The 17,900-nt window shown below is 41.2% G+C and carries 15 protein-coding genes; 4 read left to right on the top strand and 11 right to left on the bottom strand.

Annotated features, from left to right (window positions below; translation table 11 throughout):
• The first annotated feature begins 473 nt into the window (after positions 1-473).
• On the top strand, positions 474-812 hold the full coding sequence (locus tag CDG59_RS03790) for a hypothetical protein (RefSeq protein WP_005156642.1): 339 nt from the start codon (positions 474-476) through the stop codon (positions 810-812).
• Between the two features lie 31 nt (positions 813-843).
• Here CDG59_RS03790 and CDG59_RS03785 read toward each other — a convergent pair whose 3' ends face one another.
• From CDG59_RS03785 to ettA, 6 genes are all read right to left on the bottom strand, one after another.
• Positions 844-1,788 (bottom strand): cation diffusion facilitator family transporter, encoded by a 945-nt coding sequence (locus CDG59_RS03785; RefSeq protein ID WP_087543695.1) that lies wholly within the window; start codon positions 1,786-1,788, stop codon positions 844-846.
• 127 nt (positions 1,789-1,915) lie between these two features.
• On the bottom strand, positions 1,916-5,080 hold the full coding sequence (locus tag CDG59_RS03780; protein WP_087543693.1) for an efflux RND transporter permease subunit: 3,165 nt from the start codon (positions 5,078-5,080) through the stop codon (positions 1,916-1,918).
• Positions 5,070-6,317, bottom strand: coding sequence for an efflux RND transporter periplasmic adaptor subunit (locus CDG59_RS03775; protein WP_087543691.1), 1,248 nt, complete (start codon positions 6,315-6,317; stop codon positions 5,070-5,072). Before CDG59_RS03775 ends, CDG59_RS03780 begins: the two co-directional genes overlap by 11 nt.
• A 3-nt stretch (positions 6,318-6,320) precedes the next feature.
• A complete protein-coding gene (locus tag CDG59_RS03770) occupies positions 6,321-7,748 on the bottom strand; it encodes a TolC family protein (RefSeq protein WP_087543689.1) in 1,428 nt (475 codons plus the stop codon).
• A gap of 54 nt (positions 7,749-7,802) precedes the next feature.
• A complete protein-coding gene (locus CDG59_RS03765; protein WP_205666451.1) occupies positions 7,803-8,201 on the bottom strand; it encodes a cation efflux protein, CzcI-like in 399 nt (132 codons plus the stop codon).
• Positions 8,202-8,384: 183 nt separating this feature from the next.
• On the bottom strand, positions 8,385-10,046 hold the full coding sequence (ettA, locus tag CDG59_RS03760; RefSeq protein ID WP_087543687.1) for an energy-dependent translational throttle protein EttA: 1,662 nt from the start codon (positions 10,044-10,046) through the stop codon (positions 8,385-8,387).
• A gap of 297 nt (positions 10,047-10,343) precedes the next feature.
• Between ettA and CDG59_RS03755 the strand changes: the two genes are divergently transcribed.
• The gene (locus tag CDG59_RS03755; protein WP_087543686.1) at positions 10,344-11,621 is read left to right on the top strand and encodes an O-acetylhomoserine aminocarboxypropyltransferase/cysteine synthase family protein; all 1,278 of its coding nucleotides are present in this window, start codon (positions 10,344-10,346) and stop codon (positions 11,619-11,621) included.
• 246 nt (positions 11,622-11,867) lie between these two features.
• The gene (locus CDG59_RS03750) at positions 11,868-12,755 is read left to right on the top strand and encodes an SDR family NAD(P)-dependent oxidoreductase (protein WP_087543684.1); all 888 of its coding nucleotides are present in this window, start codon (positions 11,868-11,870) and stop codon (positions 12,753-12,755) included.
• A 57-nt stretch (positions 12,756-12,812) separates the two neighbouring features.
• Here CDG59_RS03750 and CDG59_RS15440 read toward each other — a convergent pair whose 3' ends face one another.
• The 5 genes from CDG59_RS15440 to CDG59_RS03730 form a co-directional block, all read right to left on the bottom strand.
• The gene (locus CDG59_RS15440; RefSeq protein ID WP_227519105.1) at positions 12,813-13,076 is read right to left on the bottom strand and encodes a hypothetical protein; all 264 of its coding nucleotides are present in this window, start codon (positions 13,074-13,076) and stop codon (positions 12,813-12,815) included.
• A gap of 30 nt (positions 13,077-13,106) precedes the next feature.
• The gene (locus CDG59_RS15635) at positions 13,107-13,235 is read right to left on the bottom strand and encodes a hypothetical protein (protein WP_264754461.1); all 129 of its coding nucleotides are present in this window, start codon (positions 13,233-13,235) and stop codon (positions 13,107-13,109) included.
• Between the two features lie 40 nt (positions 13,236-13,275).
• Positions 13,276-13,593 carry an AzlD domain-containing protein gene (locus CDG59_RS03740; RefSeq protein ID WP_087543683.1) on the bottom strand — a complete coding sequence of 106 codons (318 nt, stop codon included), beginning with the start codon at positions 13,591-13,593 and terminating at the stop codon, positions 13,276-13,278.
• Positions 13,590-14,297: an AzlC family ABC transporter permease gene (locus CDG59_RS03735; RefSeq protein ID WP_087543681.1), complete on the bottom strand. Its 708-nt coding sequence runs from the start codon at positions 14,295-14,297 to the stop codon at positions 13,590-13,592. Before CDG59_RS03735 ends, CDG59_RS03740 begins: the two co-directional genes overlap by 4 nt.
• A gap of 128 nt (positions 14,298-14,425) precedes the next feature.
• Entirely contained in the window at positions 14,426-16,783 is a 2,358-nt protein-coding gene (locus tag CDG59_RS03730) for a Tex family protein (protein WP_087543680.1), read from the bottom strand.
• A gap of 339 nt (positions 16,784-17,122) precedes the next feature.
• Between CDG59_RS03730 and ompR the strand changes: the two genes are divergently transcribed.
• Entirely contained in the window at positions 17,123-17,887 is a 765-nt protein-coding gene (ompR, locus tag CDG59_RS03725) for a two-component system response regulator OmpR (protein ID WP_004657337.1), read from the top strand.
• Positions 17,888-17,900: the final 13 nt, after the last annotated feature.

Below are 17,900 nucleotides of genomic sequence, written 5' to 3'. Positions count from 1 at the left end.
TTTTCTAAATATGTTTCATTGGTTTTCAATTAATTTGATAAGTTATGATGTATATAGAATATCTCCATCTGTCTCATGCTGGAATTTCCATTGCTTTGGTAACGAGACTTTAAACAATCTTAAAAAGAAATTTGCACTTAAATCAGGACTCTCCATGCTAACCAACATTAGCTTGTCTTGGGTCGAAAGATGACCTTCTCCCTTTTCGATGCGAGCTAATCATAATTTTAGAAGTTTGGTAGGGAACATGCGATTCCTTGCGCATTATTCAACACATTCAGTTCACAAATTATCATGACTGATTGTAGTTTTTCCAACAGGTTTAGACGAGCTGCGACCGATATGGATTGCTCGAATCAACTTAATATTTTAAAGATAGTACAAAATAAGTAAGTTTATGTATTTGAACAACGTAGGATTTTAGCTTTTGCATAATTTTCGCTAAAATAGCCAAAACACTATAGGAATCCTCTATGCAATACCGTTGCCCTAAATGTCAAAGCGTGAAAATTATGCCTGTCAGTCAAGGTGCCAACAGCCCTCGCCCAAATGTACCTAAAAGCTTGGTACTTTTAGTGCCTGCTATTTTTATTTTACTGGTGCTGGTGTTAATTAGTGTTGGGATGTGGATTTTTGGCAATGGTGCTGGACAAACACTGCAAATCGCAACGGTTGCGGTATTTGGTGTTTGTGTGATTGCAGGTGTTCTGTTCTGGCGCGATCTGCCTGATTTCAAAATTTCCATGCAGGCTTTTATGCAGGCGCAAAAGCACTGGAAATGCCGTGACTGTAATCACGAATGGCAAAACTAACACGTTGCTCTAAATTCCGATTCACATCAGCTCAGTGCTGATGTGAATGAGTGTGTTGTTCATCTTCAACATGTTGATGAGTATGCTGACAATTCATTTCAGCATCATCTTCGATCTGCAAAGTCACTTCGACAATACCATGTTCATGCAATAACATTTCAATCGCAGCACGATGCAACTGATTACGATCAACCTTAGGTGCAAACAGATGTACTGTGAGATGAATATTCTTCGATGTAATTGCCCAAACCTTCAATTGATGGATACTTTCAACGCCATCTAAAGCCAATAGATCAGTGCGTAACTTTTCAATATCAACCTCTTCAGGTACACCCTCTAATAAAATATTGATACTTTGTCTGAGCAAAATCCATGTTCTTGGTAAGACCCAAAAACCGATCGCGACCGCAATAATCGTATCGACCCAATACCAATTGGTGTAATAGATAATCACAGCACCAATAATCACACCGACAGAACCTAATGCATCACTCAGCACTTCTAAATAAGCACCTTTCATGTTCAAACTTTCAGTCGCACTGGACATCAAAATTTTCATTGAAATCAAATTAATGATGAGTCCTATTGATGCGACCACCAACATGCCTGTACTTTGAATTTCGGGCGGTTGGGTAAAACGTTGATAGGCTTCGTAAAGAATATACATCGCCACAAAAAATAGCATAGATGCATTAAATAATGCCGCCAAAATCTCAAAACGCTGATAACCGAAGGTACGCTTATCATCAGCAGGGCGTTTAGCAATTTTAATCGCTGCTAAAGCAATCGCTAATGCAGCAGCATCAGTAAACATATGTGCAGCATCGGAAAGTAATGCCAAACTCTGTGTGATGATACCTGCAATAAATTCAATGACTAAAAAAGTCATGGTCAGTATTAGCGCAATCGTTAGTTTTTTTGCATTGCCTTCTGTAACAGCAGCATGACTATGATCATGCCCTTGATGTCCACTCATGTTGGACTCCTTATCATTATCAAAGTAAGACTGTTCAGCCCCACAGTCGATCAAAGCATGAATCATGCTTTGATCGGTTCAGATTCTTCTTAATAAAATGCTTAATTAAGAAGATAACATAAATGGATTAGAGTGCGGTTTCCTGACTTTTTGCTTCCTTAGCTTCATTCATCCAGCGATAAACTACAGGCAAAATCAGCAATGTCAGTAAAGTAGAAGAAATAATCCCACCTATCACAACTGTCGCCAATGGGCGTTGTACTTCTGCACCAGTCCCTGTGGCAATCGCCATCGGAATAAAACCCAACGATGCCACGAAGGCGGTCATCAGAACGGGACGTAATCGGAGAATCGCCCCCTGCCAGGTCGCTTTATGTACATTAAACTGCTCACGAAGCTCTTTGATGAAACTCAGCATCACTAACCCATTGAGTACTGCGACACCAGAGAGCGCAATGAATCCAACACCTGCGGACATAGACAATGGAATGTCACGCAGCCAAAGTGCGACTAATCCACCTGACAACGCAAATGGCACACCACTGAAGACCAACAGGCTTTCCTTAAAGTTATGAAACACTGCCATCAATAAAATAAAGATGGTAATCAACGCCAGTGGAATCACAATTTGCATACGAGCCGCCGCAGAAGCCAGATTTTCAAACTGTCCACCAAACTCTAGCCAATAACCTGCTGGCAGAGGTTGTTGTTTTAATGTCGCTTGTAACTCCTGCACAAATGAACCCAGATCACGACCCTCCACATTTGCGGTGACAATAACACGACGCTTACCATTTTCACGACCGACTTGGCTCATCCCTGAAATCGTTTCCACTTTGGCAACATCTTGCAATTGAATCAAACCACCATTGGGTAATTGAATCGGCAACTGTGCTAAGTTCTGTGCTGTACGTTGTGCATCAGGCAAACGAATTTCAAAATCAAAACGACGATCACCTTGCAAAATCTGTCCAACATTTTGACCACCCACGCTCGCTGCAACCACATCCTGAATAGTTTTTACCGACAGGCCATATTGCGCAGCTAATGCATGATTGATATCCACATTAAGCACTGGTAAACCCGTGGTTTGTTCCACTTTGACCGCAGTCGCACCCGAAATTTTCTGTACTTTTTGTGCAATCGCCTGTGCTTGAGTGTTCAGCACATTCATATCGTCACCAAAGACTTTGATCCCGACATCACTACGTACACCTGAGATCAATTCATTAAAACGGAGTTCAATTGGTTGTGAAAATTCACTGTTATTACCCGGAATGGTTTCCAAAAATGCCTGCATACGGCTACGCAATTCATCAATGGTTTCTTTCGGATTTTCCCATTGATCACGCGGTTTTAACAAAATCACCGCATCCGAGATATTCGGCGGCATCACATCGGTCGCAACCTCAGCAGTCCCCGTTCTGGCAAATACCGCTTTGACTTCTGAAAAATTCTTCATAATTAACTTTTCAGTGTTTTCCTGCATCCGTAAAGACTGCTCCAAGCCTGTGCTTGGCGAACGCATTTGTTGTAAGGCAAAATCTCCTTCACTCAGTTGTGGCGCAAATTCACTGCCAATTTGGGTCGTCAGCACGCCAGTCAGTACCAAAATACTTACGGCTAAAGCCACTACCACCATTTTGAATTGATATGCCCAATCCAAAATCTGTTGGTATTTACGTTTTAAGCCTTGCATCCAACGAGATTCTTTTTCTTTGACTTCACCTGTAATAAACAATGCAACCGCAGCCGGTACAAATGTTACCGACAAAATCATCGCACCCAGCAATGCCATTACCACCGTCATTGCCATTGGATGGAACATTTTCGCTTCTACACCTGTCAAAGCAAAAATGGGTAAATACACCACCATAATAATGGCCTGACCAAACAGGAGTGGTTTACGTGCTTGCTTGGCTGCCAAAAAGACTTCTTTAAAGCGTTCCTGTCGTGTGAGTAAGCGTCCAGCATGATGCTGTGCCTCCGCCAGCCGTCGAATACAGTTTTCGACAATGACCACTGCTCCATCGACGATGATCCCAAAATCTAATGCACCTAAACTCATTAAATTGGCACTGATATTTTGTTCAGCCATACCCGTTAAGGTGAACAGCATTGATAACGGAATCACACAAGCAGTAATTAAAGCAGCACGGAAGTTGCCCAAGAAAATAAATAGAATCACGATGACTAAAATCGCGCCTTCTATTAAGTTTTTCTGAACCGTTTTGATGGCTTTATTTACTAAGCTCGTACGGTCATACACCGTTTCAATTTCAACGCCTTTGGGTAAAGTCAGCTGAATTTCCTTGATCTTGCTATCAACCGCTTGGGCAACCGTACGGCTATTTTCGCCCATCATCATCATCGCGATACCAAGCACGGTTTCCTCGCCATTATAGGTGGCAGCACCTGTACGCAAATCATGTCCGATCGCCACTGAAGCCACATCTGCAACACGAATGGGTAGACCATTTTTAACCGAGACAGTAATGTTTTGAATATCCTCAACTGTACTGAGCATACCCGGCACACGTACCGTTAGTTGTTGTCCATTTTCCTCAATAAAACCTGCGCCTCGGTTTTCATTGTTCTCTTGCAACGCAGTTTGGAACGCTGGCAAGGAGATTTGAAGCTGTTGTAAACGCTTTAAATCAGGTGAAACAATATAGGTTTTGTTGTAGCCGCCAATACTGTTAATTTCAGCCACACCTTTAACACGCTGTAATTGTGGACGCACAATCCAATCTTGGATTTCTCGTAAGTCCATCGCACTGTAGGGCGTTCCATCTTCTTTTTTTGCATCGGGTTTAGCTTTGACCACCCATTGATAAATCTCTCCAAGCCCCGTAGAAATGGGAGACATCACAGGATCAACCGCATCTGGTAATTGTCCGTCTGCCTCTTGCAAACGTTGATTAATTAACTGTCTTGCCCAGTAAATGTCGGTGCCATCTTTAAAAATAATGGTCACTTGCGATAAGCCATAACGAGAAATCGAGCGGGTTTGCTCCAAATTTGGAATCCCTGCCATCGCCGTTTCGATCGGATAGGTAATCCGCTGTTCTACCTCCAAAGCGGTATAGCCATTCGCTTGGGTATTAATTTGTACTTGAGTATTGGTAATATCAGGAACGGCATCAATCGGAAGCTTATGATAGCTCCAAATACCAACTGCAATCCACGTCATCACAAACAGCATCACCCAGATGGCGTTGCTGATCGCAAACTGAATCAGCCGATCAAACAAACCTTCAGGTTTGGGGAGTTGGGAAGCATTAGTGTCCATGCTCGGCCTCTCCTTTCTCAAGCTCCGATTTCAACAAGAAACTACCTGTTGCTACATAAGACTGGCCCGCACTCAAACCTTGGGTAATTTCGACCCATTGTCCATCTTGGGTATGTTGACCGATCTGAACAGGAATCGCTTTAAAATCAAAACCCTTTTTCTGATTCGCTTGAGCGACGAAAACGACATCTTTACCGTCCACCTGCTGAATCGCTTCAGAACTTACGCGAATTGCAGATGTTTTTGAGCCTGCTTGCAATTCAACATTCACCATCAAGTTTGGACGTAATTCAGTTGCATTTGACATCACTTTGGCACGAATCTGTAAACGACCTGTTTGCGCATCTGCTTCAGTCGTTAAACTTTGAACTTGGGCATTAAACAGATTGCCTGTTTGCAGTGATTTAAATCGAATCTGCTGATTGGGCTGTACATTGATATTCGCTAAGGTTGGTAATACAAATTCCAACCAAAGTTGATCTAACTGATCAATGGTAAATAGTTGATCTGCAAGTTGAACATTTTCACCAATAACAATGTCTTTATTACTAATCACACCATTGATCGGTGCAGTCAGCGTATAACGACCACTTGATCCAGAAGCTGCACCAAAGGCGCTAAGACGTGAGCGAGCAGCTTGTACCTGAATTTGCGCTTGACGATAAGCATTATAAGCACGTTGATAGTCTTGTTTGGCAGAAATACCTTGCGACCACAAACTACGTTCACGCTCATAATCCTGCTGAGCTAAATCCAAATTTGTCTGAGCAATTTGTAGATTCGCTTGTTGATCCACTAAGTCTGGTACTAATAAGTTTGCTAAAGCCTGACCACGTTTCACTTGTTGACCTAATTCAACATGAACTGCTTCAACTCGACCAGCAAAACTTGGTGAAACATGCGCTTGGCGATCTGTATTCACCACCAATTTTGCAGGAAAAGTTTGAACCTGATTGACCTCGCCCAATGCTACCTGTGCCAATTTGACACTATGCTGTTGCATCTGCTCTGCTGTTAGGCTGAGGCTTTCTTCAGCCTCATGTTCCTCACCCTTTTCATCATGTTTAGGTTCATCTTTTTCATTTTCTTGATGGGCATGTTCCTGCTCACCTTGTGCGGCAGTTTCAGAAGTTTTGGTTTTGTTATTCCATAATAGTCCTACTGCCAAAAAAATTGTGAGTACCGCAATCGCAGCGATCCAAAGCCATTGAGAACGTGTTTTTTGTTTCATATCCATCTCTTATTCTCCTACTTGGCTTGGGAAGGCGTTACTTTGTTGCCAAACGCGTTGATTTAATTGCATTAAGGCATCTTTCGCTGTGATCTGCTCTACTGGAAGCCCTATACGTGCACTTTGCACTTCCACATTTAATTGCCAAGCTTGTTTAAGGAGTTGAACTTTACGTAAACGGACATCCTGTAACTGAGTTGTAGCTTGTTGCACATCCGTAACAGCAAATTTACCTAAGCGAAAACCTTGCAAAGTCTTTTGCTGAACCTGTATCGCTAAAGGCACTTGTTGGTCATTTAACTGTTTAAATTGCGTTTGTAATCCACGTAGTTCAGCAAGACGAACATCAATATCCAACTGATTTTGCTGACGATAAAAACGTTGTTGTTGTTGAATCAGTGTTTGCTTCGCTTCCGCAATCTGAATGCCGTATTTTTGTGAGTTAAAGATATTGAGCGGAATCTCTACCCCTAAACGAATTTGATTTTCAGTATTTTGATCTGCCGAACGTGTCCGATTTACACCTAAAGACATAATCGGTTGAGGACGAGATTTTGCCTTGAGCTGATCAATACTGGCTTGTTGACGCTGAGTTTCTAATTGCAAACCTCGCTCAAATACATTCTCTATATCTTGTCGGTCAGTTTTTACGACTGTGGCACGAGACCAAAGCTCATTGACACTTGGAGCAATCACAAATTGATTCAGGTCACTGCCCCAAAAACTTGCTAATTGCTGTTGTGCAACTCGAAGTTGTAGATCTGCTTGTTGATAAATACGCTGATTTTCTAAATGTGCAATACGAACTCGCTCAACATCGACTTGAGCTATATTACCAGCTTGATAACGCTTCATCGTTGCGTCTAAATTTTCTTGGCTGACTTGTAATTGCTCTGCAAGCAAAGACTTTTCCAATTGGAATAATGCCACTTGTGACCATGCATATTGCACAATCAATTCAAGTTCAGCATTGTAGCGTTGCTGTTCTAAATCGACTTGAGTTGCTGAAAGCTGAGCAACTTTTTGTGCTGCACGTCGTTGACCAAATAAATCTAATGGCTGTGAAATACCAATGGCAAGCTCTTGATCCTGATTACGCTGCAAACCAGTTTGCTCAATTGAAATGCTTGGATTCATACGTAAAGCACTTTGTTTGAGCTGTACATTCGCCATCTGTTGTTGGGTTTGCCAATTGGACTGGTTGGCTTGATAAGCACGAATTTGCTCAAGAATTTGTTCAAAACTACTATTTCGCTGCGCAACAGTTGCTGGCGATTGATTCAGATTGAGTAAGGACTCAGCTGAAACTGCTTGAGCTAAAACTCCCACTGATAAGCCAATACTCAAAATTGACCATTTTAATGATGATAAAAGCAGATAATTTCTAAGCGTACGCTTTTTAAATGCATAGCTACGCTGATTTAAACTAGAAGACATATAAAGCCCCTCAAAGTAATAAGAATGCGGTGGGCTATTTTTCGGCTACCCCACCTATAGCGGGGTTGATAAAGGCGGCGGATTTAGCCCTGAAAGATGTGGAGACTGATAGAAGTTGGACCAGTAATATTTTTGTTCTACGTCCTGACTGTGCAACATCGGTTCATTTACACGTTGCTGAACTTCAGCCACCACCACATGAAAACAAGATGGCAGATGGTCATGATGATCTTGCAAGCTTAACGGCATGGGTAAATCAGAAGCATCTTGATCTGCAACTACTGCATGTTTTTCAGAAACATCTAAATTTTCAGGGATATGATGCCCAAAATGATTCAACGTACGATATTCAGTCGGCTGTTCATGCGCACAAAAAGCCGCCGCCACATTCCAAAAACTTTGGAACATGAACAAACTCAGCAAGAGTGTCATAAATACAGCAGAACGTTGCACGTTACACCAACTGTTCAAAATTTGCGTCACTATAGCAAATAAAGTACATGTAATAAAATTACATTAAACGAACTAAAACAAGATCGTCCTGAAATTTAGCTTTATCGCACAATCCTTGATTTGTATTTATAATTTCTGAAAATAAAAAAACCAGCTCGAAAGCTGGTTTTTTTAGACAGGAAATTAACCTGTAATCTTTTTATACTTTGTACGTTTAGTTGCTGCTGCATCCCCTAAACGAGACTGACGGTATGCTTCGTATTCTGCATAGTTACCTGTGTAGAATTCTGGCTGTTCATTCTCAAATGACAAGATGTGCGTTGCAATACGGTCAAGGAACCAACGGTCATGCGATACCACCATCACAGTACCTGGGAATACAAGAATTGCATCCTCAAGCGCACGTAAAGTTTCGATATCCAAGTCGTTCGATGGCTCATCCAGCAGGATCACGTTTGCGCCCATTTGCAGGATTTTGGCAAGTTGTAAACGGTTACGCTCACCACCAGACAATTCACCTACGCGTTTTTGCTGATCCTGACCTTTAAAGTTAAAGCGACCAATATAAGCACGCGATGCAATTTCATAATCACCGATTTTTAAGATATCCAAACCGCCAGAAACTTCTTCCCATACAGTTTTGTTATTATCTAGGGTGTCACGAATCTGACCGACATAAGCCACTTTAACCGACTCACCCAAAGTCACAGTACCTGTATCAGGTTGCTGTTCGCCAGTCATCATACGGAATAGCGTGGTTTTACCCGCACCGTTTGGACCTACGATACCCACAATCGCTGTAGGAGGTACAGTAAACGTTAAGTTTTCGTAAAGTAAGCGACCATCGAATGATTTACTGATGCCTTCAACTTCTACAACTTTGTTACCCAAACGTGGGCCAGGTGGAATGTAGATTTCAGACGTTTCATTACGCTGTTGGAATTCACGTGAGTTAAGTTCTTCAAAACGCTCCATACGCGCTTTGTTTTTCTTCTGCTGACCTTTGGCATTTGAACGAACCCATTCAAGTTCTTTTTTCAATGCTTTAGCAAAAGATTCTTCTTGCTTCTGTTCTTGCTCTAGGCGGGCATTCTTTTGTTCCAACCAAGAAGAGTAGTTACCTTGATAAGGAATCCCCATGCCACGGTCAAGTTCAAGAATCCACTCAGCCACGTTATCCAAGAAATAACGGTCATGCGTAATCGCAACGATCGTACCAGGGAAATCTTTCAAGAAACGCTCTAACCAAGATACTGATTCAGCATCTAAATGGTTCGTCGGTTCGTCAAGAAGTAACATGTCTGGCTTAGACAGCAACAAACGACATAATGCAACACGACGGCGCTCACCACCTGAAAGCAATGATACATCTGCATCCCAAGCTGGAAGATTCAATGCATCCGCAGCAATTTCAAGCTGATTATTCAGATTATGTGCATCCCAAGCATGGATGATTGATTCTAATTTTTCCTGCTCTTTTGCAAGCGCATCGAAATCTGCATCAGGCTCAGCATATTCTGCAAAAACCTGATCAAGACGCGCTAAAGCATCAAGTGCTTCACGTACACCATCTTCAACGTTTCCACGAACGTCTTTAGTTGGATCTAATGGCGGCTCTTGTTCTAAGTAACCGATTTTGATTCCTGGTTGTGCACGTGCTTCACCTGAGAAATCTTTATCTACGCCAGCCATAATACGGAGTAAGGTAGATTTACCTGCACCGTTCAAACCAAGCACACCAATTTTTGCGCCTGGGAAAAATGATAAAGAGATGTCTTTTAAGATTTCGCGCTTCGGCGGAACCATTTTCGACACTCGATTCATCGTATAAATATATTGGGCCACGCAGGACTCCTCAATTGAAAAACCAATAAATCGCAAAAAGCGAAAAATAATCGCACGTATTATACGCTGAAAACGGGATTAACATGAAGTTAAGATCATCTTTGTTTCATCCAATCAAAGGATTTTCTTTTTCAAGACATTACACAATTTTGTCTTCAAAACAGAATCATGGCTTTCAATCGCTTATTATTTTGTTTATATGAATAAAAACGCAATAAATCGCATAAATTATGCACCATTTGGGATAGCTTTTCGGCTACACTCGATCAGTATTTAACTCACGTAGATGATGTAATCATGACCTATAAAGATGAAACTTTAGCCATTCATGCGGGATATTCTCCAGAAGCCACTACAAAGGCTGTCGCTGTACCTATTTATCAAACCACGTCTTATGCATTTGATAATACACAACATGGTGCTGACTTATTCGATTTAAAAGTTCAGGGCAATATTTACACCCGTATTATGAATCCAACCACCGCCGTACTCGAACAACGCCTCGCAGCGCTTGAAGGTGGTATTGGTGCATTGGCTCTAGCCTCAGGTATGGCAGCGATCACCTATTCGATTCAAACGATTACTGAAGCAGGTGACAATATTGCATCTGTATCCACTTTATACGGTGGTACTTATAACCTATTTGCGCATACATTGCCGAAACAAGGGATTGAAGTTCGTTTCTTTGATTATCAGAATCCCGAAGCTTTACGTTCTATTATTGATGATAAAACCAAACTGGTGTTTGTTGAATCCATTGGTAATCCACTTGGCAATATCATCGACCTAGAAGCAATCTCTAAAATTGCGCATGAATATGGTGTCCCTGTTATTGTAGATAATACTGTTGCAACTCCTGCTTTATTGAAACCATTTGAATTTGGTGCAGATATCGTGGTTCATTCTCTGACGAAATACATTGGCGGACATGGCAACAGTATTGGTGGTGTCATTATTGATAGTGGCAAATTCCCTTGGGGCAAATATCCTGAACGTTTTAAAGCGTTGAATACACCAGATCCAAGCTATCACGGCGTGAATTATGTTGAAGTTCTAGGTGAAGCTGCTTATATCGCACGTGCACGCGTTGTTCCGCTACGCAATACAGGGGCTGCGATTAGTCCGCTGAGTGTGTTTTTGATCTTACAAGGCTTAGAAACTTTAAGCCTTCGTATGGAGCGCCATACGGAGAATGCTCTGAAAGTTGCAAATTATTTGAAACAACATCCAAAAGTAAAATGGGTCAATTATGCAGGTTTAAGTGACCATCCACAGCATCATTTGGCACAAAAGTATGTGAAAGGTAAACCTTCAGCGATTCTTTCTTTTGGCGTACAAGATGGCTTAGAAGGCGGTACTCGTTTTATCGATGCATTACAACTGTTTACACGTTTGGTCAATATTGGGGATGCCAAAAGTCTGGCCTGCCACCCAGCAACCACCACCCACCGCCAGCTCAATGCAGAGGAACTTAAATCAGCAGGGGTCAGTGAAGACCTTGTGCGCTTGTCTATTGGCATTGAGCATATTGATGACCTGATTGCTGACCTTGAACAGGCGCTTGCTCAGGTTTAAATTCAATGAAATCAATGAGCCCTTAACATAGGGCTTTTTTTCTATGCAAAATTCGAAAAATATAATATCATTTTCAACTATAGGTTTATTTTTTTAGAGTTTTTACTCTAAAAAAATATTAAATTTCAAACATTTACACTAGACAAACAAAAAATATCGGTTAATATTAATACAAAATAAAGTGCAATGTTTAATCGCAATAAAAAAGCATTGCAAACAACAGCTTGATTAATGTAGGTAACTTACATGAACGCAAAACTCAAAAAACTTTTTCAACAAAAAGTCGACGGGAAAACTATTGTTGTCACTGGTGCATCAAGTGGCATTGGTTTAACGGTATCAAAATACCTCGCTCAGGCAGGTGCTCATGTCTTGTTGCTTGCTCGTACTAAAGAAAAATTAGATGAAGTCAAGGCGGAGATTGAGGCAGAGGGTGGCAAGGCATCAGTCTTTCCATGCGATCTAAACGATATGGAATCAATTGATGCCGTGTCAAAAGAAATTTTGGCGAGCGTGGATCACATTGATATTTTGATCAACAATGCAGGACGTTCAATTCGCCGTGCTGTACATGAATCTGTTGATCGCTTCCATGATTTTGAACGTACCATGCAACTTAACTACTTTGGTGCAGTACGTTTGGTTCTTAACTTGTTGCCACACATGATGCAGCGCAAGGATGGCCAGATCATCAACATCAGTTCGATTGGTGTACTTGCAAATGCAACCCGCTTCTCTGCTTATGTAGCGTCTAAAGCGGCACTGGATGCATTTAGCCGTTGTTTATCTGCTGAAGTTCACTCACACAAAATTGCAATCACTTCGATTTATATGCCGTTAGTACGTACCCCAATGATTGCACCAACTAAAATCTATAAATATGTACCAACGCTTTCTCCTGAACAAGCAGCAGACTTGATTGCTTATGCGATTGTGAAACGTCCGAAAAAGATCGCAACCAACTTAGGTCGTCTCGCATCAATTACTTATGCGATTGCACCAGATGTAAATAATATTTTGATGTCGATCGGCTTTAACTTATTCCCAAGCTCTACAGCATCTATCGGTGAGCAAGAGAAATTAAATCTTGTACAACGTGCCTATGCCCGCCTGTTCCCAGGTGAACACTGGTAATCTTGTGATTCCGATTTTAAAAACAGCGTATCTCTAGATACGCTGTTTTTTTATGATTTAAATAATTTGTGTGAATGTTGTTTGTTTCATCCAATCTGTTGTTTTTGTAATAGCATCCGCTAAATCCCCTGTCTGTATATCCCAACGCTGTTTAAATTGTTTAAGCGGTTCTAAATCCAGTTGTTCAGTCCTCAAAAAACTTAACATCTCAGCCGACATTTCTAATTGATTTGCCAACCATGTCCAATTCGAAATTAATCGTAAAATAGTCAGCGGCACATGTTGTTTCGGTGCAGAGACATTGAATTGTTGAGCAATCATTTTCGTCAATTCATACAAAAGAGTGTTCTGCTATGGGGCAACTAATAAGGACTGGCCCACTAAACCTGAATATGTTGCAGCTCGCACCATCACTTTGCATAGATCACCTACGCTCACCAAAGGCAGATAATGTTTTAGTGTTGCAGGAATTGCTCTCATTTTAGAGCATAATCTATATGCTCCCAATCTTTTAATTTAACTAATTCAACCAGAACACCAATCCATAAAAACACGCCAAACTCAGAATAATCGTCAACAAGGTATGTCGCACTTTATAAGCAATTACAATCGTTAAAATCGTGGCGAGAAAATACGGATTCAGTAAAGTCGAACGAAATGCCCCCTGCTCATCCATAAACACAATCGGAGTCGCAATTGCCGTCAGTAAACACGGTGCAGAATATTGCAAAGACTGCTGAAACCATTTGGGTAAACGCAAAGGAAGATTAGGTTCAAGCAAGATATAGCGATTCGTAAACACCACAATTGCCAGAATAATCAGGAGAAACCAACTCATGCTGTACGCTCCAGAATATTCTGTAGGCAGGTTGCGGTCAACATACCAATTACTCCTGCCATGATCGCTGCACTTTTAAAACCTAAGCTTAGAAAAACAACGGTTAAAAGCACTGAAACCAAGACACCCACCAACGTATTCAGGTTTTTAATAAAGGGAATCACAATGGCAACAAAGGTTGCAACAATGGAAAAATCGAGATGATATTGATCTAAATTTGGCAGAGAGGAAGCCAACACAATACCGCCAATACTAAACAATACCCAAGCCAAATAGAAAAAACTGCCAGCCCCAAGCAAAAAATAAATATAATATTCACGCTTATGAATACCAACAGCAAACAATTCATCAGTCAGCAAAAAACCAAATAACAAACGCTGTTTTAATGGCAGTCTGGAAATTTCTTCACGAAAATATAGAGCATACAAATAATGCTGTGTGGTAATCAAAAATACTGAAATGATAATAGTGAGTGCAGGTGTACCCGCCATAACTAAACCCAGTGTCATCAACTGCGCTGCACCAGCAAAAACCAATGCAGACATTCCTATGGCTTGCCCAGTGGTCAGGCCAGCCTGAATCGCCATTGAGCCTGCCAGCAAGCCCCACGGCAATACCGCGAAACATAGCGGCAGTATTTTGATCACTCCTTGTAAAAAAGCATGCTGGGGGGAAGAAAGATTTTCAGTAGAATCTGGGGACATAAGAACAACAAGTTTGCGTTGGGAACTGAGGAATTATAATAAAGTTCAACATAAAAAGCGGAAAAATCATCTATTTTGAATGTAAAAAACCTCCCCGAAGGAAGGTTTTGTAAGTAGATTAAATTAGGTTATTTAGAACCTTTAATCCCTGCTTGTAATAACAAAGCACCTAAACCACCGATTTTTTGCTCTTGTGGTTTTTCAGTTTTTGGCTTGTTATTTTGTGGACGCTTAAAGTCACCTTCTTTACGTGGCGGACGTTGACCTTGAGGCTTACGCTCTGAACGTTCAGTTCGTTCTTGCTGTGGGCGCTGTTGTTGGCGTGGCGCTTTAGCAGGTGCAGAACCTTCTGCACGCATACTTAAGTTCACACGATTACGTTCCACATCAACTTGCATCACACGTACTTGCACAATTTGACCTGGTTTCACCACTTTATGTGGATCAGAAACAAATTCATTTGCAAGTTCAGAGATATGCACTAAACCATCTTGATGCACACCCACATCTACGAACGCGCCAAAGTTGGTCACATTGGTCACTACACCTTCAAGCTGCATGCCTTCAGTGAGTTGAGCAACTTCAGTAATATCTTCACGGAACTTGGCAGTACGAAACTCTGGACGTGGATCACGAGCAGGCTTTTCAAGTTCAGCTAAAATATCTTGAATCGTTGGCAAACCAAACTTGTCATCGACAAACTCATCGGCTTTGACTTGGCGGATAATTTCAGTATTACCAATAATGTCTTTTACTGTTGTGGCTTTTGCTGCAACAATTTTTTCTACCAAGCCATAACTTTCAGGGTGAACCGCAGATGCATCCAATGGCTCAGAACCATTTTGAACACGTAAGAAGCCTGCTGATTGTTCAAAAGTACGCTCACCTAAACGTGGCACTTTTTTCAAGGCTTGACGGTTATCGAAACGACCATGTTCTTTACGATATTCAACGATTTGCTGTGCAATCGATTTATTTAAACCTGCAATATATGCCAAGATCGCTGGAGATGCGGTATTTACATCTACGCCAACTGCATTCACACAGTCTTCAACCACAGCATCCAGTGTTTTTGCTAAACCAGTTTGATTCACATCATGCTGATATTGACCCACACCAATGGATTTTGGATCAATCTTCACAAGTTCAGCCAATGGATCTTGTAAACGGCGCGCAATTGACACTGCACCACGAATTGACACATCAAGCTCTGGTAATTCTTGAGAAGCAAGTTCACTTGCCGAATAAACCGATGCACCTGCTTCACTTACGGTAATACGAGTCAGATTTAAATCTGTATTGGCTGCCATCATTTCTGCAACAACTGCTTCGGTTTCACGACTTGCAGTTCCATTACCAATCGCAATAAGTTCCACGTGGAACTCTCGGCATAAACGAGCTAACTCAGCAATTGAGCCTTGTTTATCTTCTTTCGGTGCAAACGGGTAAATCGTACTATGTGCGAGAACATCGCCTGCATCACTCACAACTGCAAGCTTTACGCCTGTACGGATACCAGGATCAACACCTAAAGTGGTACGACCACCTGCAGGTGCAGATAGGAGTAAATGACGTAAATTTTCAGCAAACACATCCATTGCTTCAGCTTCAGCAGCTAAGCGCTTATCAGTCAATAACGAATGTTCGATTTGCGGACGAATCTTACCAAGCCAAAATAATTTTGCAGTTTGTTTTAAATAATCTTGACGGCTTTGAGGCTGAATTTGATCAAGATTATATTCAGTTTCAATACGAGCTAACGGCGTATCATCTTCGCCGTCCACTTTTAAACCCAATACATTTTCTTGACGACCACGTAACATCGCCAATAAACGATGCGAAGGTAATTTATTTAGGTTTTCAGAAAACTCAAAATAATCACGGAATTTTTTACCGACTTCTTTTTTCTCCTCAGAAGCAACCGCGCTTTTCAAAACTGCTGTTTTAGAGAAAATTTGTTTTAATTCAGTGGTTAATCCAATATTCTGTGCCCAGCTATCAATCAAGATATGCTGAATTGCATCAAGTTGGCTTTCGACATCTGGATAATCTTCATGACTAAAACCTGCCAATGCCTCAGTCGGATCAACTTGATCGGCAATAATTTTTTCAGCTATTGGACCTAAACCAGCTTCTTTTGCCTTAAATGATTTACTGGTACGTTTTGGACGGTACGGTGCGTAAATTTCTTCTAATGCATTTTTAGTTTCTGCTGCATTCACGCGAGCCAATAAATCATCACTTAATTTATCTTGTTCTTGTAAAGATTGAATCACCTTTTCACGACGCTCGTATAAATCACGTAGATAAGTTAAACGTGTGTCGAGTTGGCGTAATTGCGTATCGTCTAAGCCCTGCGTGACTTCTTTACGGTAACGTGCAATAAAAGGAACGCTAGCGCCTTCATCAATTAAACGAATAGCAGCTTCTACTTGGTTTGGACGTACGGCAAGTTCATTTGCCAACTGCTGAACTAAGTCAGTCATCGTGATTGATTCCACAAGGGTTAAGTCTAAAAGCACTGATTATAAAGTCCGTGACTATAAAATCCACTATTGTTTTTTTGAATATTTTTAGAGTAGATTATGCTAATTGATAAATACTTATAAAATACTAAGAATTTTTCGCCTAAATATTGAAAAATAGATCGATTGTCATAATTTTACCTGTATACATTTGGTATCTATCTCTTGATTTTATTGGCAATATTTGTTGCTTTATAACATAGCCAAAACTGTGCAATGAATCGTATACTCAAAGGTCTATTGATATTTCACAATCGCATTGCATAAAGACGATGACAATAAACGATAAAGGAGCACATCATGAGTTTAGTTGTACCTGCCGAATCGACGGAAACCGTACATCATGAGACAGATCGCGTCGAACGCATTTTAGTGGTCGATGATGATGTGCGTCTGCGTACCCTATTACAACGCTTTTTAGAAGATAAAGGCTTTGTGGTAAAAACAGCCCATGATGCAACGCAAATGGATCGTTTACTACAACGTGAATTATTTTCGCTTATCGTTTTAGATTTTATGTTGCCTGTTGAAGATGGTTTAAGTATTTGCCGTCGTTTACGTCAGTCTAATATCGACACACCTATTATTATGCTCACTGCACGTGGTAGTGATTCTGACCGTATTGCGGGTCTCGAAGCGGGTGCAGATGATTATTTACCAAAACCATTCAACCCAAATGAACTATTAGCACGAATTCGTGCCGTTTTACGTCGCCAAGTCCGTGAAGTGCCAGGTGCACCAAGTCAACAAGTTGAAGTCGTAAGTTTTGGTCCATGGTCGCTCGACCTTTCTACACGCACTTTAACGCGTGAAGGTCAGGTGGTCACGTTAACGACAGGTGAATTTGCAGTATTAAAAGCTTTGGTTCAGCACCCTCGCGAACCTTTAACTCGTGATAAATTGATGAATTTGGCACGTGGTCGTGAATGGGGTGCTATGGAGCGCTCGATTGATGTCCAAGTCTCTCGTTTACGTCGTTTAATCGAAGATAATCCTGCGCGTGCCCGTTATATTCAAACGGTTTGGGGTGTAGGTTACGTATTTGTTCCAGATGGTGCAGAGTAAGCTTAGGAAATTC

It is taken from the genome of Acinetobacter sp. WCHA29 (assembly GCF_002165335.1).
Classification (GTDB): Bacteria; Pseudomonadota; Gammaproteobacteria; order Pseudomonadales; family Moraxellaceae; genus Acinetobacter.
Note: the sequence above shows the minus strand (reverse complement) of the source record. Positions and strands in the feature narration are given on the sequence as shown.